The sequence below is a fragment of the Candidatus Methanoperedens nitratireducens genome (genome assembly GCF_900196725.1).
Lineage (GTDB): Archaea > Halobacteriota > Methanosarcinia > Methanosarcinales > Methanoperedenaceae > Methanoperedens > Methanoperedens nitroreducens_A.
Genome location: NZ_FZMP01000173.1, coordinates 1 through 16282, shown reverse-complemented (window position 1 = coordinate 16282; position 16282 = coordinate 1). Strand labels below are relative to the sequence as shown.

The following is a 16282-nucleotide window of genomic DNA, read 5'->3' as shown; positions in this document are numbered from 1 at the left end:
GTCGCCAGATGCACATTTTATCTGGATTCTTCAGTCTGAGATCTATGCTTGCTGATTCTAACGAGTTGGTAACTGATGTGGCTGCGTGCAGAATCACATTCAGTGTGTCTTGAAACTATACGTTGTACCTTCAGGTAATTTTATTATGTTTGTTTTACTCAATAACTCTGAGGTCATGGCCATTATATCAAGAGGTTGTATATTCATGATCATGACCTCAAATATCAACCGCTTAAAAACATCATCTGAGGATGATTCACTTTAAAATAGATGTGCTGATATTTCATTCACTCGGAAGTAGAGCTATTCGGAAGTACTGGTATAGCAGGAAGATTTATACAAGTAAATGCTGTTATCGAGCGAAGCACTTGTTTACAAAATGCTTAGATTAATATGATAGATATATTCTCAATTATACTGATTGTCGTCGGTCTTATCCTGTTTGAGACAATAAGCAGCATCGATAATGCAGTAATCAATGCCGAAGTCCTTTCAACCATGTCCCAGAAAGCCAGGCGCTGGTTCCTGATATATGGACTGTTTTTTGCAGTTTTTGTTATCAGGGGAATGCTGCCCTGGGCAATCATATGGGCGACAAATCCGTCCCTCGGAGCTATCGGCGCTCTAACGGCGACTTTTAGCGAAGACCCGAAAATAAAAGAGGTGATTGAGGAGTCCTCGCCCTTTTTACTTGTAGGGGGAGGGGTTTTCCTTATTTTCCTTTTTTTCCACTGGCTGTTCATCGAGGCTAAGAACTACGGTCTGCGCGGGGAGAGGTTCTTCCACCAGCACGGAGTCTGGTTCTATGCAGTAGTCTCCATACTTCTTACCGTTATAGTCTGGTTCTCCCTGAAACAGCACCCGTTCATGGCGTTCGGGGCAGTGGTGGGGTCAACGGCGTTCTTCATAACCCACGGGTTCAAGCAGAATGCTGAGGTGCATGAAAAAGAGCTTATGGGGGGAACGAGCATGAGTGACTGGAGCAAGATAATGTATCTTGAAGTTATAGACGCGACGTTCTCGATAGACGGCGTGATAGGTGCTTTTGCGTTCACGCTCTCGGTCCCGCTAATACTCATCGGCAACGGGATAGGAGCATTTGTGGTCAGGGAACTGACAATAAGCAATATCGAGAGAGTTAAAAGGTATATCTACCTGAAGAACGGCGCCATGTATTCGATATTTTTCCTGGGAGTGATAATGATTCTTGATAGTTTTAACGTTCACATTCCGCAGTGGGTATCGCCTGTGATCACTATCAGTGTGATAGGGTATTTCTTCTATAAGTCTCGTAAATGCCTGTAATTTCAGAATTTAATTATTTTTTTATAATGCTGGCATGCGCCCAATAATTTATGTAAAAAAATAAAAGTTTTAACCTTTGTTCTTGATCAACATTACCTCTATTATCTCGATAGCAGTTTCCTCTGGCACTCCCAATATTTGCTGGATCTTTGTCAAAATATCCTTTTCGCTTTTATCTATGGTTCCATCTGCCAGTGCAAGATCAGTAGCTACAGCGAAAGCTGTTTCTCTAAGCTCCTGTGGGAGGTTCTCTTTTGATAACGTAACCAGGGCTTCAATACCTTGGTTTTTTATAATGCCAATTAGTTTGTTGAACATTGATCCCATCTTGTTAGGATTGTAGTTCTCGAAAAGCTTCATCCGTGCCAATCCTGTAATAATGCCTCGCCCTTCTTCCTCAGAGATGTTGCCATCAGCAGCCACTGCTGCCAATGCAACAGCGGCAAATGCCTCCTCTTTGTTCAGTTTGGTTTTTTCAACTTCTTTCATTCCTAACACTTTGTCGAATAAGCCCATGTTTCTACCTCCTATTTTGTCTGCCCAATTCGATTTTTATATACGCTTGGGTTGATGAAGTAATTCCTTTATCTTGAATAAAGTTTTCGATTGCCGCTTTTGCAGCTAAAAATCAAATAAGGTAAGGTTAGCCAAAGCATAAATCAGTATAAGATACGCCCGCTTCAAATGTTTTGGGAACACTAAATTTCAGCGATTATTGCCTCCAACTTCTTATATTGAGGTCGTGAACTATAACGTCCCTCACGTTATTGATTTGAACACCATTTCCAGCGCCATTTCCGGTTATCGTGTGTCCGCCGCCATCAAGAATAACATTGCTTGAGACGATATTAATGCAAGCAGTGCCCGCATCGTTCATTATATCTGTACCGAGCACATAATTCCCGGCTGAAGAAATCGTGGTGCAGGAGCTGATGGTTTGCGCGCTCACTTCACCTGATAACAATATGATTCCCAGGATTGCTACTCCAACCAGTAAGCTCAGAGGAAAACCTCGATAAGTATTATTTAAAGCCAATTTAGTACTTCCTATCCGCCGTGTCTTGTTAACCCGGCAAGCTGGTTATCGCAAACAACCTCTGTAATCATAAATATATCGAAACAGAATAATAAAAATAATATTTAATATACTAACAAAGCAAATCAATAAGCAGCGTTTTTGCGGCTGGCGCGTAAATCAGTATTGATCTCACCCTAATGTATAATAGCAATAGAAGTGTTGTTGGCTATAAAAATGAAAGCGATATTATTTGATCCGTTCTCCGGGGCATCGGGCGATATGACCACAGCAGCCTTAATCGACCTTGGGGCTGACGTCTGGAAGGTCAGAGAAGCCATGGAACTGGCTGCTGACGTGGACGTTGAGATATCAAAGAGAATCAAAAAGGGCATTTCAGCTTGTTCAGTTAACGTTACTACCAGAAAAGAGGGGAGTCTGACGCTTGAGAAAATAACCAAGCGCGTGGAATCCATGAGCCTTCCTTCGGATATTACAACGGATGCGATTTCGGTTTTTAACATTCTGGGAAAAGCCGAGGCAAAAGTACACGGCGTAAGTCTTGAGAAACTCCATTTCCATGAACTCGGCCAGGAAGATGCGATTGCCGATATCATTGGAGCCTGTACTGCTTTTTACGACCTTGGGTTAAAAGGATACAGGATTTATTGCATGCCTGTATCCGTTGGCATGGGATTTGTCGAGTTCTCCCACGGGAAGTTCCCGGTCCCGGCGCCTGCTGCGCTTGAGATATTAAAGGAATACTCGCTACCATGGAAGCCCGGTCCTGTTGAAGGGGAGTTGCTCACACCCACGGGCGCTGCGCTGCTTGCGCATTTTGTCAACGATAAAGGGGTATGTCCTCCTATGACGGCAGAGCATGTAGGCTACGGGGCAGGGAGCAGAGAGACCTCAGTACCCAATGTATTACGGGTGATATCAGGTGAGATAGATGAGGCGCTGATATCGGACAGTATAGAAATTCTTGAGACCAATGTGGACGATGTGACGGGTCAGGTGCTGGGGAACCTGATAGATGAGCTGCTGTCAGCAGGCGCGCTGGATGTGGCTTTAATACCGGTCACCATGAAAAAAAGCCGGAGCGGAAATATTATCCATGTGATCGCCAGACACCAGGATTCGGAGAAGCTTGCAAGGAAAATAATCGAAGAGACAGGGTCGCTTGGCGTAAGGATTATCCCTGTAAAACACAGGCTGATCGCACAGAGGGAGATGGGTAAAGTGGATATAACGATCAGGGGCAGGGTATTCCCGATAGCAGTGAAGGTCGGAAGGGACTTGCGCGGGGTCCTGTTGAATATATCGGCTGAGTTTGAGGACTGCAAAAAAGTATCTCAGGAGGCAGGCATTCCCGTAAGAGAGGTTATCCGGATCGCTGAGGAGAAGGCGCAGCATATTTTTTCCTGAGTGTGCGCTTGATATCCATCTTATATATCCAGTCATTCTGCAGGTACTTTTCCAGTAGCTGGTCTGCCATTTCAATCTCACTCTTTGCCAGTGTCCCATCTCTGGAGCCTATCCCAAGAGCCCTTTCAAATCCCTGCCTGAGCGAATTTTTTATATCCCCGATATCCGTAATACCCATATCCTTAAGGGTTATCATCCCTTCCCTTGCAGAATCCACAGGTCGCAGGTTCTTTGTTGGGTTTTTCAAAACCTTGTCCATCAGTTCAAAATCAAAATCCAGCAGCAGGCTGCCGTTAATCAGAGCCGCGCCGTCAAAGCGCCCCTGCGCATTTCCCGATATCTTCCTGCCATTTGAATAGACCGCGTTGCGCTCCGGTTCGATCTCTCCTCCTGCGCCGAGTCTCGCAAGTGCCTCCACAACGCCGCCGAGGACTTTTTTGTATGCAGCCTGTATATCTCCGGGAATTACGCCCCCTTCCCGGCCTATCACAGAGAAAAGTATCTGGTCTTCATTGCAGAAGCCGCAGCCGCCCCCCAGTATCCGTCGCACTATGCCGATGCTGCTCCGGCTGCAAAACCCGGCATTGATCTCATCCTCAACGCACTGGTGGTAGCCGAGGTACACGACGGGCGAGCGCACGCGCCAGAAGAGGATTGTTTCGGCGGAGGAGCCTCTGCCGACGTGCTTGCCTATGGATTCAAAAAGGGCTGCGCTGTAGAAGCCATCTATCCTGTCGAGGTCGAGGAAGCGCCACATGGTTTTAATTCTCCAGACTTATATCTTGTCCGAAAAATCAATCATATATTTTCGAATCTCTGTGGTTTTAACTTTTCGGACAGATTCTTAATACTCCCATAACCTATAAATCTACTAATGACCAACTATTAAATCGGCGAGTAAGTCCTGTGGAAATAGTTATGCATCTTAAGGTGCATGTATTCCAAGTACACAGGGTTTGCCATTTTTTGCGACTGTATATAAATCAGGCAACAGCATATCCATACGCCTGCCGAAAGTAATCGTAGACCTTTATCATCTGAACACTAACCTGAAGCTGCCTATCGAAACAGAGCAAGGTGGAATCAGGCTTAAGATCATGAAGCGTAAGGTGGAGGCGTAGCAGGTTAAATACTGATAATAAAAGGTTCATAATAAAGCGCCGAAGGAAGACTTGAATTTCTGAGGGGCATAGCTCCGCAAGCTTTCTAGGGATATAGATTCTCCCGCTATCAATATCTCATTAGAATTCATAACTGTTGTTAACAACTGTGCGATATAATTGCTAATTAAAACTTTTAGCTGTAGAACCCATAAGTTTATATGCAATTACATAGACTTTGTTTGTTATGGTTGCAATGGGGAAAACAAAGATGAAGTGGCTTTGCTTTTCATTGTTAATATTATTTATTTATCCAAATATTGTGAAAGGTGAAACCCAAACTTTCAATTTTACATTAGAAAATAATACCGCATTAAATTTTGAAGGGGGATCTTATATAATAGAGGTCATCGGAATCAATGCACAGCCCCCTAAATCTGTTAAAGTTAATTTAACTACAGATGGTGAATCAAAAACATTTAATTTATATGAGAGCGAAAATCCGTATCTTTCAAAACCTTATAATAAACTCGATATCATAGCCACTTCCATCACCGAAACAAAAGCGACCATATCAGTGACAACCCCCGGTGAATGGAGTTACCCTGAAAAGTACATTGTACCGACCAAAACAGCAGGCGAAGCACAGATAGTCTTAACAAAATCAACCGATAAAACAAATATAAGTATAGGGGACGTTGTAGAAATTAAAATAATAGTTGAAAATAAAGGTAACGGAACAGCATATAACCTTACGCTAAAGGAGGTACTTCCGAATGGTTTTTCCCGTGCTCCAGGTTCAAGATATCCTCCTCAGATTCAGGAAACTCTTGATGCCGGAGGGAAACAGGAACTTTATTATGCACTAAAAGCGGTAGAATCGGGCACATTCGATATCGAACCTACAACTGTAAATTATGGAGTAAAATCAAGCCAATCAAACACAATTACAATAAATGTTGCAAAGATTTTAGAGGAAAAATCCAATCTTACAACCGCTATTGGTGTGGATAAAGACAATGTGAAAACAGATGACTCAATTAGAGTGGACATTAAAATTACCAATACCGGAAAAGCACCGGCAACATCGGTACTCATAGATGGGAATGTTCCATCTGGCCTCATAGCAACCGGGGGGAATTTAAAACAGGGCTATAAAAAAATAGATGCAGGCGAATCAGAAGCATACACCTTTTTTTTAAAAGCAATCGAACCGGGTAATTATTCGATAAACTTAAAGACATTTTATAATGATGATAAAGAAGGCACGGAATCAACCTCTAAACCGATTACTGTTACAAAAAATGAAAAAGGCTATTTGTATATTATTATACCTGTGGCGATCATAGCGATTGGAGTAGTATTATTTACAGTAAGAAGACATAAACAATATTCGTTTTAAGAGGGAAAATGTTAAATGTTCTTATCCTCGGTGTTGGACAGTGCGGTAATAGAATCCTTGATGCGATAAACAAAGAAGCCTTTGGCGGCAGCCTGTTGTCTAAATATTACGGAAACCAGAAATTTGTCAGTCACGTTGAGACCATAGCGATTAACACGGCAATAAACGATCTTAAAGAATTAAGATTTACAAAAGCCAGGGATAGAATCCATATACCGTTCCTTCACGGGGTCGGAGGAAATCGAACTATCGGGAAAAAATGTTTTGAGGACAACAGGGATTTATTGCACAGGGTTATTGAGGAACGCGGGGATTTTGATGTTGCTTTTGTTATAGCCTCTTCATCAGGCGGCACGGGTTCATCATTTTTACCGCTTATGATAGAAGCGATGAAGGAACGGTATAAATACAACGTTTACAGCATTATCGTACTTCCTTTTAGAGAGGAAGGTTCGATTTATCTGCAAAACTCGGTTTTCTGCCTGAAAGAAACATTAAGCGGAAGATGCGATGGGACTATACTTGTGGATAATCAGTTTTTAAGACACCAGGGAAAAGAGAAAGATATAAAATCAGCTTATGACGGGATAAATAGGACCATAGCACAACGATTTTTATTTCTTTTGAAGGCACTGGACAGTGAGATGATGATGGTCACGGACTTAGGTGATTTTAAGACGGTTATGTCAAGTGGTTCCAGGGTTGCTACAATCGGGTTTGGTAAAGGCAGTAAAGATATTCCCATCAGATCGGTCATAAAACATAGTCTTTCACATTCAGGTCTCCTTTTTAAGCTTGACCCTTATAATGAAGCAACCAGGGCGATGATTATACTGGAAGGAGACCAAAAATATCTTAATATCAATGATATTACAAGCGAAGTTGAGGAGCTATCGCGTCAGATCGGTCAGATATTCAAAGGAATTCTTATAAATAAAGGTGAAATGCCAAAAGCTCTAACAGTCCTGTCGATATCTAAATCAAAAGAACTTGAAGAACTGCTTAATATAGGGGTCACTGCGATAGCTAAAGAACGTGACAAGAAGGAACTTCACGAAGGACCTGAGAAAATTTTTATAGAAAAGCTGGGCGATCTTGAGCCACATTATTAATTTTAAATAATCGTGACGCCGAGGGGAGACATGAGCATGGAATGCCAAAATATGTTGGGCGGTTGCCTTCCGAGAATCTGGAATTTTTCTGCAGGATGCACAGGGTGGATATCAATAAACTATTCGAGTCACAACTACCTGTCAGGAGCAGCAGTTTTTGGATCGGTATCGCTTCTGGCTATCTATAATTTTCAATGGATAGAGCATGATGGACCGCTTCTCTGATAATATATCCCGCTTTATGCAGAATTGTATCTTTTAGCTCGGTATCTCTTTCCATGCTTGCAGTGCAGGGATATGCATGGTGCGCCTGCGATATAACTTCGTTCAGTTTATCATCAACAGGGACGTTCTTAAGTTTCTGTGCTACAAAATAGGCGCATCCGCATGGCTGGCTGCATAAAACCTGTACTGTTGCAATACTGTTGTTTTTTACCCCGAGTTTCAATCCGGGGAAACCTATCTTGAAGTGCTCTATAAAATGATCTATTAACGGGCCGCCCCCTTTTTTGAGAGAACAGAATGGTTTTGGAGCGGTAAAGACGATACCAAGTTTTTCACATTTCTCTTTGATCTGATTATTTAATCCTGCTGATAACCAGCCGGGTTCTTCAACCGGGGCTATAATCAAACTGGTACCTGCATCTTTTGCAAGACCGGGAAGTTCGCTGATAATATCGGGATGCAGGTTTATGGCTAACAATACGTCATTTTCTGGCAGGCTGGAAGGCATGTATTTCGCTGGCTCTTCTATATATACCGGCAGATTAGAGGGTTGAGCATATATCCCAATAATGCTGTTTGCAAGATTAAGCGATTTATCGTCCCTGCAGAAGATACACAATTTATCACAAGAAATGCAGAAATTCTTGTAATTTATCAGGTTTCCTATTACGCGTTCTCCGAATTTGCCATTGTATGCTGCATATATTCGCATTATTATTTCCATATATTTCCGCTGTAGCTGTTGGTTACAGGACAGCCAAGGCATCTATTTGATACGTGATGTGCACATTCCTCGCAGCTATAGTCAATACCGCAAGGTGGAGTATCACTGGGCTCAACAGTCATCTTTAAAGGTAGAACAAGGTCTTTCATCGGAGTTATGACAATGCTGACATCTGCCTCCTTGATCAGAGGGTTGCTTCTTAAATGCCCGTCAATAATTGCTTCAAGAGTCGATATATCTTCTCCCACAAAAAAAAGACAGAGATTGTGTTTTCCTGAGACAATTAGACCATTCAAGAAATAGGGGCAATTCTCGAAAATGTTAAGTATGGACGAAGTATTGCTTGCCAGTACATCAACTTTTGCCATATAGAGATTTACTTTTTTCAAATTCATACCCACAACATGGATTAGCGCTCCTTTTTGTTTTAACTTATGTATTCTGGCACTAACAGAGGGCTGGGATATCTTGAGTTTTTCCGCCAGGTCGTTCTGTGTCATCTCAGGGTTCTTTTCCAGGAGGGCTAAAATCTCCCTGTCCCTTTTATCAAGATCAATAATCTCTCTCATAGTATCTACATTCTCATAGCTGTATAAATAGCTTATATATACTCTAAAGTTCGATTACTTTATTTAGCTATAAGTTATAATCAATAAGTTTATATCTCATAAAATCAATACAAAATTGAGAAATATGAAACGAAATATTGTATTCATAGACAAAGAAAAATGTAACGGCTGTGGTTCGTGTATTCCCAATTGTGCAGAAGGTGCGATAAAAATAATAGATGGAAAAGCAAAGCTCATAGATGACAGGTTCTGCGACGGTCTCGGAGCATGTCTTGGACATTGTCCCCAGGATGCGATCACAATAATTGAAAGAAACGCCCCGGAATTTAACGAGGAAGCTGTGAAAAAGCACCTGAGTTCAGAAGTAAGAAAATCTGCTCCTCCCAGGATGCCACGGGGCTGCCCTGGCAGCATGGCGATGGATTTCAGGAAAGAGGTAAGCACCACAGGAGGAACTTCGCCCCGGCAGCGTTCGGAATTGAGACAGTGGCCCATTCAATTGACGCTTGTATCGCCTGAAGCATCCTATTTTAAGGACGCTGAACTGCTTGTTGCGGCAGATTGTGTTCCATTCGCATACCCGAATTTCCATTCAGACTTCCTTGCAGGAAAATCACTGGTCATAGGCTGTCCCAAACTTGACGATGTGGATTTCTATACCGATAAACTCACAGAGTTCCTAAAGAAAAACAATATCAAAGGCATTACGCTCGTCAATATGGAAGTGCCCTGCTGTTTCGGATTGCAGAGAATAGTAGAGGATGCGATACGGAGATCAGGAAAGGTTTTGCCGATAAAACAGACCGTAATAACCATACGAGGAGAAAAGCAATAAAATTGCTTCAATATCTTTCTTTATGAGACTAATCTATGAGATGATGTCATGGGTTGTATTGACGAGATGGATTATGAGATATTGCTCCCCAGCAGTTCCATTAAGGAATGCGCCGATTACATAAAGAAAAACTTCAAAGAAATCTACTATGTTCGCCAGGGCTACAGGATTTTTAACACTTTTTTAATAGGGTTCAATCCTATTCCTGTGGCAGTAGAGAATGATGATATTATTATGCCTTATGTCAAACCGTGCCATGGAAGTTTTGTTTTGAGAATAAAAGCAAAAAATGAAGTTGAAAGGCTCAGAGGCGGAGGTTTATGATAAACCCGATCAAATTCATCATAGAGTGCTCATTCGGCTCAAAACCAAGGATCGCCGAAAGTCAACCAATCCGTCCGGTTGAACTCAAAGCTGACCCCTACAGGCTGGCTGAAACAATTCCCTTCTTTCTTGTGGCATCTATTGAAGTAGGGAACACAACCACCAAATGCATCCTTACAGCTACGAACATGAAAGATGGTCATACAAGGCTTGTGAACAAGAAAGTGAAAATGACCCGCAATGTCAGGAAGCCAAAACCTGACGAAAGAATTTTTGGCACTACTTTAAGCGGTGTATCGCTTACAAGAGAATCTATCTCTGAACTTGTCCGCGATACTCTGGTAGAGGCGCATGATGATGTAAACCTCGATATCAGGACAGACCTGGATTTTGTCGTTAGATCCACGGGTGTAGTTGCTGGTTTCTCATCCCCTCATGAGATCGGGGAGTTCATAAAAGCACTTGCTGATGGCTGCCTTATCGCAGGCATTCCCCCTAAAAAGATGGTTCCTGCCATGTCTATTGATAATATACCTGCAAAATTCAGAAACCATACTCTTATTGATAAGGTGATTTTTACTGGTGCTGTTGGTGGTGTGCTCCCTCCACTCGGTTCCACCGGGATAGAAATAGTTGCGAACGAAATGGAAGGTGAGCTTTCAACCGCCGGCATCAAAGAAGGCGCCAAGTGGACAGGGGTGGATTTCAGGAACCCGGTTTTCTCTATGGACTTTGGCACAACACTGAAAGGGCGCATTTCAAACGATGAAACCCCTTACGCCAGAACAATTGCCAATATATGCGGTTATGCAGGTGCGATTCCTGATGCTGTAATAAAAGGCACTGGGCTTGTGGATAAAAGATACGGCGCAGCTCTTGATCTCTATAGTAACAACAAAGAGATTATGATATGGCTGACAAAAAGCAGCATAATCAAAAAATATGCAGATGCAATTAATTCGCTGATATCAATCGAAATCGTGCCTGATGATAGAGATAGATATGGGAGCGTGCCGGTCGATCCCAGAGCGGCAAAAGATATTGATGTTACCCTTATAGGATGCGATGTAGGCATGAATGGAAGTCTTATGCCCAGACTTACAGATATCGGTGCAGAGATCTATTCAAAACACGGTTTAAAGACGATGTTTGCTGCGCTTGATCTTGTTTCTGCAATGATGGTTGAGCGGCTCGTGAAGCTCAGCATCGATAATGAAATTATTTCTGAGAAAACTTCTATCGGGCTGACAGGCAGGGCAGCAATTACCGGGTGCAAGCCATACCTGATACTCAAAGCCATTGAAAAGCTGGGGCTTTATAAGGAAACAAAAACCGGGTAGTGTTTGTTGATGATGGGCTTGCGCGAGGTGCATCTGTGATGTCACGCTGCATGAACTCAATGGGTGTTCCATCAAACCCTGTTGGAGGAATCCGCGGAGGGCGGTGTGTTCTGAGCCAGCGTATTGAACATTATAAAAAGTAGTAGAAGATATGCTTGCAGCACATCTTCCAGCGCAACTTGTCTCTAACATGAGCTGTGTTTAATGGCTTTTGTCGGGCATGCATCCACGCATGCGCAGCACTCGATACAGTCATCTATGCGATTTGTTTTTCTGCGCTGGCTATCGGAACACATCAAGCCCGACTCTTTCAATTACCTGGTATATGTGTTCGCCGTCTTTTCCATATGCATTGAACCTGTCAACGATTTCTTTTACTGCGCTCACCACATTCTCCTTAGGTACGGTTTTCAATTTCTGTCCGATGTGTGGGCTCCTGCCGGCATCGCCCCCAATATAGATATCGTACCCTTCTTTGTTCCCTATCAGCCCGATATCCACAACTTTGCTCCATGCGCAGGAATTTTGGCACCCGCTGACACCGATTTTCACCTGCCTCGGAGTTTTTATGCCTACAAGATCGGCGATAGCCACAGCATCACTGAGGGCGTCCTGCCTTGAGTATTTGCACAGCGCGCCAGTGCATCCCATGGGATTCCAGACCTCTCTTTTACCCACCACTCCGACCTTCATACCCGCATCAGCAAGCTGATTCCTGGCAGTATCGAGCTGCTCTTTTTTCACAAGTATCGCGATTCTCTGCATGGATGTGAGCTTTACCAGCCCGGCACCATCGTTTGCGAGCTTTGCAATCGCTTCAAGCTGTTTTGCTGTGATTACTCCAGCCGGTGTTGCAGGAAGTACTGCCACAGCTCCGTTTGTTTGTTCTGCTATTGCATCTACCATTTTCCTCACCCCTGTTTAAAATACCTGTCAAGCAAGCCCTTTATGGCTCTGGCATGCCTTGCTTCATCCCTTGCCGAGACATCAAAAAAATCATGAGCTTCGTCTATTCCTGCGTCTTTTGATTTTACTGCTGACTCGCGCTTATATTTATTTGCGCCCTCTTCACCTTTCAGCATCCTCTCAAGGTTCTCTTTTGTGCTGTCTGATATCCTGCCTGTAAGCTCGGCATACCCTGCCGCGTGCCAGGCTTCCTCAAAAGCTATAGTTTTCAATGCCTCTGCGACCTCCGGGTAGCCTTCACGCTGTGCCTGTTTTGCCATAGCAAGGTACAACCCGACTTCGCCTGTCTCACCTTTGAAGTTGTTCTCGGCTGCTTCTTCCACAACCGTTCCTTTGACAATCCCGATTTTGTTCTCGCTTATTAGTTCCATAAAAAACCTCCATAGTTAGATATTTATCTAACAGTAAGCTTCAAATAAAATTAATATCATATAAACCTTACTGAGATATAATTACAATCATGACCTATATCCTGAAGCCTGATGAAAAGATTGCAAAGATATTCTCTGACGGGACAAGAATAAAGATAATCGAATTGCTCTCTGAGAAAGAGATGACGAACTCGCAGCTTGCCGGGCTATTAAACCTGAGCAAACCGACTATCTCTCATCATATCAGATTGCTTCTTGATGCCGGGGTTGTGAAAGTATCAAGGATAGAGCACGAGGAACACGGCATCCAGATGAAATTCTATGCTGTTAACCCCAATATCCTTTCAGTTGCGGGGCGTAAACAGGGCGTCTTAATGGAACAGGTAAAAAAGGAAATACAAGAGATGATGACCAGGGAAAATGCAGAGAAAAACGAAGCTAAGATCGCTTTTCTGCGCCTTTTGAAATCATCTATGCTCAATACGGGTATAGAACTGGACAAACCGCTCTATGATGCTGGCTACGATATAGGGTTAAACGTTATCTCAAAGCAGATAAATGGTTCCAGACTTGAGGACGTACTGGAAGAACTGGCAGGTATATGGAAAAAACTCAACCTCGGTACTGTAGAATTAGCCGATGCGAATAAGATCAGGGTGAAAGACTGCTACCAGTGCGGGCATATGCCGGATGTGGGAAAACCTCTCTGCCCGAGCGATGCAGGTATCATAGCAGGCGTGCTGGATAAGACGACAGGGAAAAAGCATTCTGTAAAAGAGATAAAATGCTGGGGCACAGGATATGATTTCTGTGAATTTGAGATTGAGGAACTGTAGGGCATCAAAACTAAAATTTAATAGCCAGATTTGAACGTCTGCATTTAACTATAACATAATTCTGAATTTTACTTATAATTTATAGTAAATGCCTTTATACGTTATTAGAATGGTATCTGGTATAAAAGTACCATATCGGAGGTAAGAAATAAATGGTCGAAATATTGAGTAAACTCGGACTCGGAAAAGAAAAAGAAAATGGAAAAGAGAATGTTTCAGTTCATAAATCCACACAGGAAATGTACGAACTGACAGGAAAAATGAATGTTCCCACGATATTCGATCGCTACAATGCTCAACAGCCACAGTGCACATTTGGAGCCCAGGGGATATGCTGCCAGTTGTGCAGCCACGGGCCGTGCAGGATAACTAATAAGGCTTCTGCTGGCATATGTGGCGCGACTGCCGATGTCATTGCAGCCAGGAACTTCCTCCGGCTCACAGCAGGAGGCGCTGCAGCTTATACTCACCACCTTGAAATGGTCGCAAGAACACTCAAGGCTACGGCACAGGGGAAAACTACATTCAAGATACAGGACCCTGGCAAGCTCAGGGTAGTTGCGGGAGCTCTCGGACTTGACACCACAAAATCCACAGAAGAACTGGCAGTCGCCCTGGCAGATGCAGTTCTTTCTGAGATTAAAAAAGGCGCAGATGAACCGCTGGTGCTTGTAGAGAAGTTCGCACCCAAAACCAGGCTTGAAGTCTGGAAGAAACTTGGAGTTATCCCCGGCGGAACATATGCAGAAGTGGGTGACGCCATGACAAAGACGCTCACTTCGATCGACACGGACCCTGTGGACCTTCTGCTTACTACACTCAAGGTTGGAATAGCAACCGGCTACATGGGACTGGTCGCCACTATCACGCTTCAGGATATACTGCTCGGTACCCCGTCCCCGACCCATTCTTCAGCCGACCTCGGTATCATTGATCCAAAAGCTGTGAACATCGTAGCGCATGGACACGTACCCCTCATGGCAACTGCTGTACTGAAGGCATCGCAAAGCCCCCAGATGCTGAAACTGGCAAAAGATGCAGGTGCCAAGGATATAAAGCTCCTGGGTTCCATGTGCACAGGACAGGAACTAATGCAGCGCTCGGCGGGAAGCGCCAGGGGATTCGCAGGTCAGACCGGTAACTGGATAAACCAGGAATATCTAATTGCCACAGGTGCGATAGACCTTGTAATGATGGATCTTAACTGCTCCACACCAGGTCTTAAGTCGATGGCAGACCACTTCCACACCAAAGTCATCTCGGTGGATAAGCTCGTCAGGATGGCAGGTGTAACTGACCATCTGGATTTTAATCCGGAGAAAGCAAATGAGCAGGCGGAACAGATAGTAAAAATGGCTATTGATGCCTATAAGAAGAGAAACAACAGCAAGGTCCATATACCCAAGTATAAATCCGAAGTAATGGCGGGCTTTTCGGTCGAGAGCTGCAAAGCAGCTCTTGGAGGAAGCTGGAATCCACTTATCGATGCAATAAAAGCAGGAAGCATCAAAGGTATAGTGGCAGTTGTCGGCTGTACCACTGCAAAAACACGGCACGACACTGTGGCGGTTAAGCTCTCGCGCGAACTCATCAGGCGCAATATACTGGTAATTAATGCAGGCTGTGTCAGTTCAGCAACTCAGGTCGAGGGACTCATGAGACCTGAAGCGGCAGACCAGGCTGGTGCAGGTCTTAAGGCTGTTTGCAAGTCCCTCGGCATACCTCCATGCATCAACTATGGTTCATGTGTGGACATAGGCAGGATAGGTGTTGCAGTGACTGAGATAGCAGGTGCGCTCGGTGTTGATCCAAGCGCCCTGCCAGTGGCTGCTTCAGCCCCGGAGTACCTCGAGCAGAAAGCCGTAGCAGATGGTGCATTCGCCGTAGCCTTCGGACTGCTGTTGCACCTTGCACCGGTGCCGCCGGTCACCGGAGCACCGCTTGTCGCTAAAGTGCTCACTAATGATGTTGAGGCGCTGACTGGAGGAAAAGTTCTGGTTGAACTTGATCCTGTCAAAGCTGCTGATGCTATAGAGGCACATATCAATTCAAAGAGAGCTGCGCTGGGATTGCCAGTTTAAAATGTCAAACGGGATTTCATAAAATCGATGCGCTGAGAGGGAAGCGCATCACTTTCTCTACGTCTTTAAGTTCACAAAGAGGTGACTGTTTCGATTCGAGGTGGTAGAAGCTCATGGAGAGATGGGCAGGATTTTTAGGAAATTCTGTAAATCTTGTACATTAAACTCAGAAAATAGGCAGTTTAAGTATTCTGGATAAAATATAGCCGGAATTTGCGTTTGTATTATAGTATATAGTGGTTAAATTTATTCATCGTTGATTAGTTAGTAAGGTTAGATGCCTATGGCTAAATGTCAATTATATACGAATTTAACAGCCTGGACATCATAAAAATATAGAAGGATACGGAGGATAAAATGGTACAAGCTACAGTAGCCAGGGATAAACCGATCCAGATTAGAATATTCCCTTCCCGATTGTTACAGCCTGCGACTGCTGAGAAGGTCCTGAACGAGATCGATCAGGTCAAAGGTGTAATAAGGATGCTCATTAATGGTAAAAACCTGCCCAGAAAGGTCACATGCGGGCCCGGAACAGGTGCAGAAGTAAACCACCCTGAAAGGAAAAATAATTCACTGGAAAATTAAAAAATTGCATCTGGAAGGACGCTGGTGGATATAACGAGTAACGTACAATCCTGTTATCAGT

At 43.7% G+C, this 16282-nt stretch carries 18 protein-coding genes and 2 pseudogenes; 11 read left to right on the top strand and 9 right to left on the bottom strand.

From position 1 onward, the window contains the following. Positions 1-213: pseudogene (locus MNV_RS20765) on the bottom strand (hypothetical protein); the annotation flags it as partial. Between the two features lie 180 nt (positions 214-393). Here MNV_RS20765 and MNV_RS10855 point away from each other — a divergent pair. Then, positions 394-1305: a DUF475 domain-containing protein gene (locus MNV_RS10855; RefSeq protein ID WP_257000028.1), complete on the top strand. Its 912-nt coding sequence runs from the start codon at positions 394-396 to the stop codon at positions 1303-1305. 69 nt (positions 1306-1374) lie between these two features. Here the strand turns inward: MNV_RS10855 and MNV_RS10850 are convergent, their stop codons facing one another. Both MNV_RS10850 and MNV_RS10845 read right to left on the bottom strand, forming a co-directional pair. Further along, positions 1375-1821, bottom strand: coding sequence for a tellurite resistance TerB family protein (locus MNV_RS10850; RefSeq protein ID WP_096205979.1), 447 nt, complete (start codon positions 1819-1821; stop codon positions 1375-1377). Between the two features lie 196 nt (positions 1822-2017). Next, entirely contained in the window at positions 2018-2341 is a 324-nt protein-coding gene (locus MNV_RS10845) for a hypothetical protein (RefSeq protein WP_096205977.1), read from the bottom strand. Between the two features lie 216 nt (positions 2342-2557). Between MNV_RS10845 and larC the strand changes: the two genes are divergently transcribed. Next, positions 2558-3748 carry a nickel pincer cofactor biosynthesis protein LarC gene (gene larC, locus MNV_RS10840; protein ID WP_096205975.1) on the top strand — a complete coding sequence of 397 codons (1191 nt, stop codon included), beginning with the start codon at positions 2558-2560 and terminating at the stop codon, positions 3746-3748. Here the strand turns inward: larC and MNV_RS10835 are convergent. Then, positions 3705-4505 carry a lipoate--protein ligase family protein gene (locus MNV_RS10835; RefSeq protein ID WP_096205973.1) on the bottom strand — a complete coding sequence of 267 codons (801 nt, stop codon included), beginning with the start codon at positions 4503-4505 and terminating at the stop codon, positions 3705-3707. The genes larC and MNV_RS10835 overlap by 44 nt on opposite strands. A gap of 199 nt (positions 4506-4704) precedes the next feature. On the opposite strand from MNV_RS10835, the gene MNV_RS19670 reads away from it, so the two are divergent. From MNV_RS19670 to MNV_RS10825, 3 genes are all read left to right on the top strand, one after another. After that, positions 4705-4869 (top strand): AbrB/MazE/SpoVT family DNA-binding domain-containing protein, encoded by a 165-nt coding sequence (locus tag MNV_RS19670; protein ID WP_179293938.1) that lies wholly within the window; start codon positions 4705-4707, stop codon positions 4867-4869. Between the two features lie 226 nt (positions 4870-5095). Beyond that, on the top strand, positions 5096-6250 hold the full coding sequence (locus MNV_RS10830) for a BatD family protein (RefSeq protein ID WP_096205971.1): 1155 nt from the start codon (positions 5096-5098) through the stop codon (positions 6248-6250). Between the two features lie 8 nt (positions 6251-6258). Beyond that, positions 6259-7362: an FtsZ/tubulin family protein gene (locus tag MNV_RS10825; RefSeq protein ID WP_096205969.1), complete on the top strand. Its 1104-nt coding sequence runs from the start codon at positions 6259-6261 to the stop codon at positions 7360-7362. Positions 7363-7540: 178 nt separating this feature from the next. Here the strand turns inward: MNV_RS10825 and MNV_RS10820 are convergent, their stop codons facing one another. Next, positions 7541-8311, bottom strand: a complete 771-nt coding sequence (locus tag MNV_RS10820) for a DUF166 domain-containing protein (RefSeq protein ID WP_179293937.1) — start codon at positions 8309-8311, stop codon at positions 7541-7543. Further along, entirely contained in the window at positions 8302-8880 is a 579-nt protein-coding gene (locus MNV_RS10815; RefSeq protein ID WP_096205981.1) for an Lrp/AsnC family transcriptional regulator, read from the bottom strand. The genes MNV_RS10820 and MNV_RS10815 overlap by 10 nt, the downstream gene beginning before the upstream one ends. A 124-nt stretch (positions 8881-9004) precedes the next feature. On the opposite strand from MNV_RS10815, the gene MNV_RS10810 reads away from it, so the two are divergent. The 3 genes and pseudogenes from MNV_RS10810 to MNV_RS10800 all read left to right on the top strand — a co-directional run bounded on the left by MNV_RS10810 (position 9005) and on the right by MNV_RS10800 (position 11522). Further along, positions 9005-9715 carry an ATP-binding protein gene (locus MNV_RS10810; RefSeq protein ID WP_096205965.1) on the top strand — a complete coding sequence of 237 codons (711 nt, stop codon included), beginning with the start codon at positions 9005-9007 and terminating at the stop codon, positions 9713-9715. A gap of 48 nt (positions 9716-9763) precedes the next feature. Next, positions 9764-10039 (top strand): DUF1894 domain-containing protein, encoded by a 276-nt coding sequence (locus tag MNV_RS10805; protein ID WP_218837996.1) that lies wholly within the window; start codon positions 9764-9766, stop codon positions 10037-10039. Continuing rightward, positions 10036-11522 (top strand): annotated as a pseudogene (locus MNV_RS10800) (methanogenesis marker 14 protein). The gene MNV_RS10805 and the pseudogene MNV_RS10800 overlap by 4 nt, the downstream one beginning before the upstream one ends. A gap of 42 nt (positions 11523-11564) precedes the next feature. Here MNV_RS10800 and MNV_RS21360 read toward each other — a convergent pair. The 3 genes from MNV_RS21360 to MNV_RS10785 are packed head-to-tail and all read right to left on the bottom strand — an operon-like array spanning position 11565 to position 12716. Then, the gene (locus MNV_RS21360) at positions 11565-11675 is read right to left on the bottom strand and encodes a 4Fe-4S binding protein (protein ID WP_096205964.1); all 111 of its coding nucleotides are present in this window, start codon (positions 11673-11675) and stop codon (positions 11565-11567) included. Continuing rightward, positions 11662-12285 (bottom strand): NAD(P)/FAD-dependent oxidoreductase, encoded by a 624-nt coding sequence (locus MNV_RS10790; protein WP_096205962.1) that lies wholly within the window; start codon positions 12283-12285, stop codon positions 11662-11664. Before MNV_RS10790 ends, MNV_RS21360 begins: the two co-directional genes overlap by 14 nt. 5 nt (positions 12286-12290) lie before the next feature. Beyond that, positions 12291-12716 carry a ferritin-like domain-containing protein gene (locus tag MNV_RS10785; RefSeq protein ID WP_096205961.1) on the bottom strand — a complete coding sequence of 142 codons (426 nt, stop codon included), beginning with the start codon at positions 12714-12716 and terminating at the stop codon, positions 12291-12293. Positions 12717-12805: 89 nt separating this feature from the next. Between MNV_RS10785 and MNV_RS10780 the strand changes: the two genes are divergently transcribed. From MNV_RS10780 to MNV_RS10770, 3 genes are all read left to right on the top strand, one after another. Next, a complete protein-coding gene (locus MNV_RS10780) occupies positions 12806-13552 on the top strand; it encodes a V4R domain-containing protein (RefSeq protein WP_096205959.1) in 747 nt (248 codons plus the stop codon). 152 nt (positions 13553-13704) lie between these two features. Further along, positions 13705-15633 (top strand): anaerobic carbon-monoxide dehydrogenase catalytic subunit, encoded by a 1929-nt coding sequence (gene cooS, locus MNV_RS10775; protein WP_096205957.1) that lies wholly within the window; start codon positions 13705-13707, stop codon positions 15631-15633. A gap of 357 nt (positions 15634-15990) precedes the next feature. Further along, positions 15991-16221: a methyl-coenzyme M reductase operon protein D gene (locus tag MNV_RS10770; RefSeq protein WP_096205955.1), complete on the top strand. Its 231-nt coding sequence runs from the start codon at positions 15991-15993 to the stop codon at positions 16219-16221. The last annotated feature ends 61 nt before the right edge of the window (positions 16222-16282 follow it).

Excerpts from the sequence above, each read along its gene's own strand:
- MNV_RS10820 (WP_179293937.1), bottom strand. The coding sequence starts at position 8,311 with ATGGAAATAATAATGCGAATATATGCAGCATACAATGGCAAATTCGGA.
- larC (WP_096205975.1), top strand. The coding sequence starts at position 2,558 with ATGAAAGCGATATTATTTGATCCGTTCTCCGGGGCATCGGGCGATATG.
- MNV_RS10815 (WP_096205981.1), bottom strand. The coding sequence starts at position 8,880 with ATGAGAGAGATTATTGATCTTGATAAAAGGGACAGGGAGATTTTAGCC.
- MNV_RS10825 (WP_096205969.1), top strand. The coding sequence starts at position 6,259 with ATGTTAAATGTTCTTATCCTCGGTGTTGGACAGTGCGGTAATAGAATC.
- MNV_RS10785 (WP_096205961.1), bottom strand. The coding sequence starts at position 12,716 with ATGGAACTAATAAGCGAGAACAAAATCGGGATTGTCAAAGGAACGGTT.
- MNV_RS10835 (WP_096205973.1), bottom strand. The coding sequence starts at position 4,505 with ATGTGGCGCTTCCTCGACCTCGACAGGATAGATGGCTTCTACAGCGCA.
- cooS (WP_096205957.1), top strand. The coding sequence starts at position 13,705 with ATGGTCGAAATATTGAGTAAACTCGGACTCGGAAAAGAAAAAGAAAAT.
- MNV_RS10830 (WP_096205971.1), top strand. The coding sequence starts at position 5,096 with ATGGTTGCAATGGGGAAAACAAAGATGAAGTGGCTTTGCTTTTCATTG.
- MNV_RS10770 (WP_096205955.1), top strand. The coding sequence starts at position 15,991 with ATGGTACAAGCTACAGTAGCCAGGGATAAACCGATCCAGATTAGAATA.
- MNV_RS10805 (WP_218837996.1), top strand. The coding sequence starts at position 9,764 with ATGGGTTGTATTGACGAGATGGATTATGAGATATTGCTCCCCAGCAGT.
- MNV_RS10850 (WP_096205979.1), bottom strand. The coding sequence starts at position 1,821 with ATGGGCTTATTCGACAAAGTGTTAGGAATGAAAGAAGTTGAAAAAACC.
- MNV_RS10855 (WP_257000028.1), top strand. The coding sequence starts at position 394 with ATGATAGATATATTCTCAATTATACTGATTGTCGTCGGTCTTATCCTG.
- MNV_RS10790 (WP_096205962.1), bottom strand. The coding sequence starts at position 12,285 with ATGGTAGATGCAATAGCAGAACAAACAAACGGAGCTGTGGCAGTACTT.
- MNV_RS10810 (WP_096205965.1), top strand. The coding sequence starts at position 9,005 with ATGAAACGAAATATTGTATTCATAGACAAAGAAAAATGTAACGGCTGT.
- MNV_RS10780 (WP_096205959.1), top strand. The coding sequence starts at position 12,806 with ATGACCTATATCCTGAAGCCTGATGAAAAGATTGCAAAGATATTCTCT.
- MNV_RS21360 (WP_096205964.1), bottom strand. The coding sequence starts at position 11,675 with ATGTGTTCCGATAGCCAGCGCAGAAAAACAAATCGCATAGATGACTGT.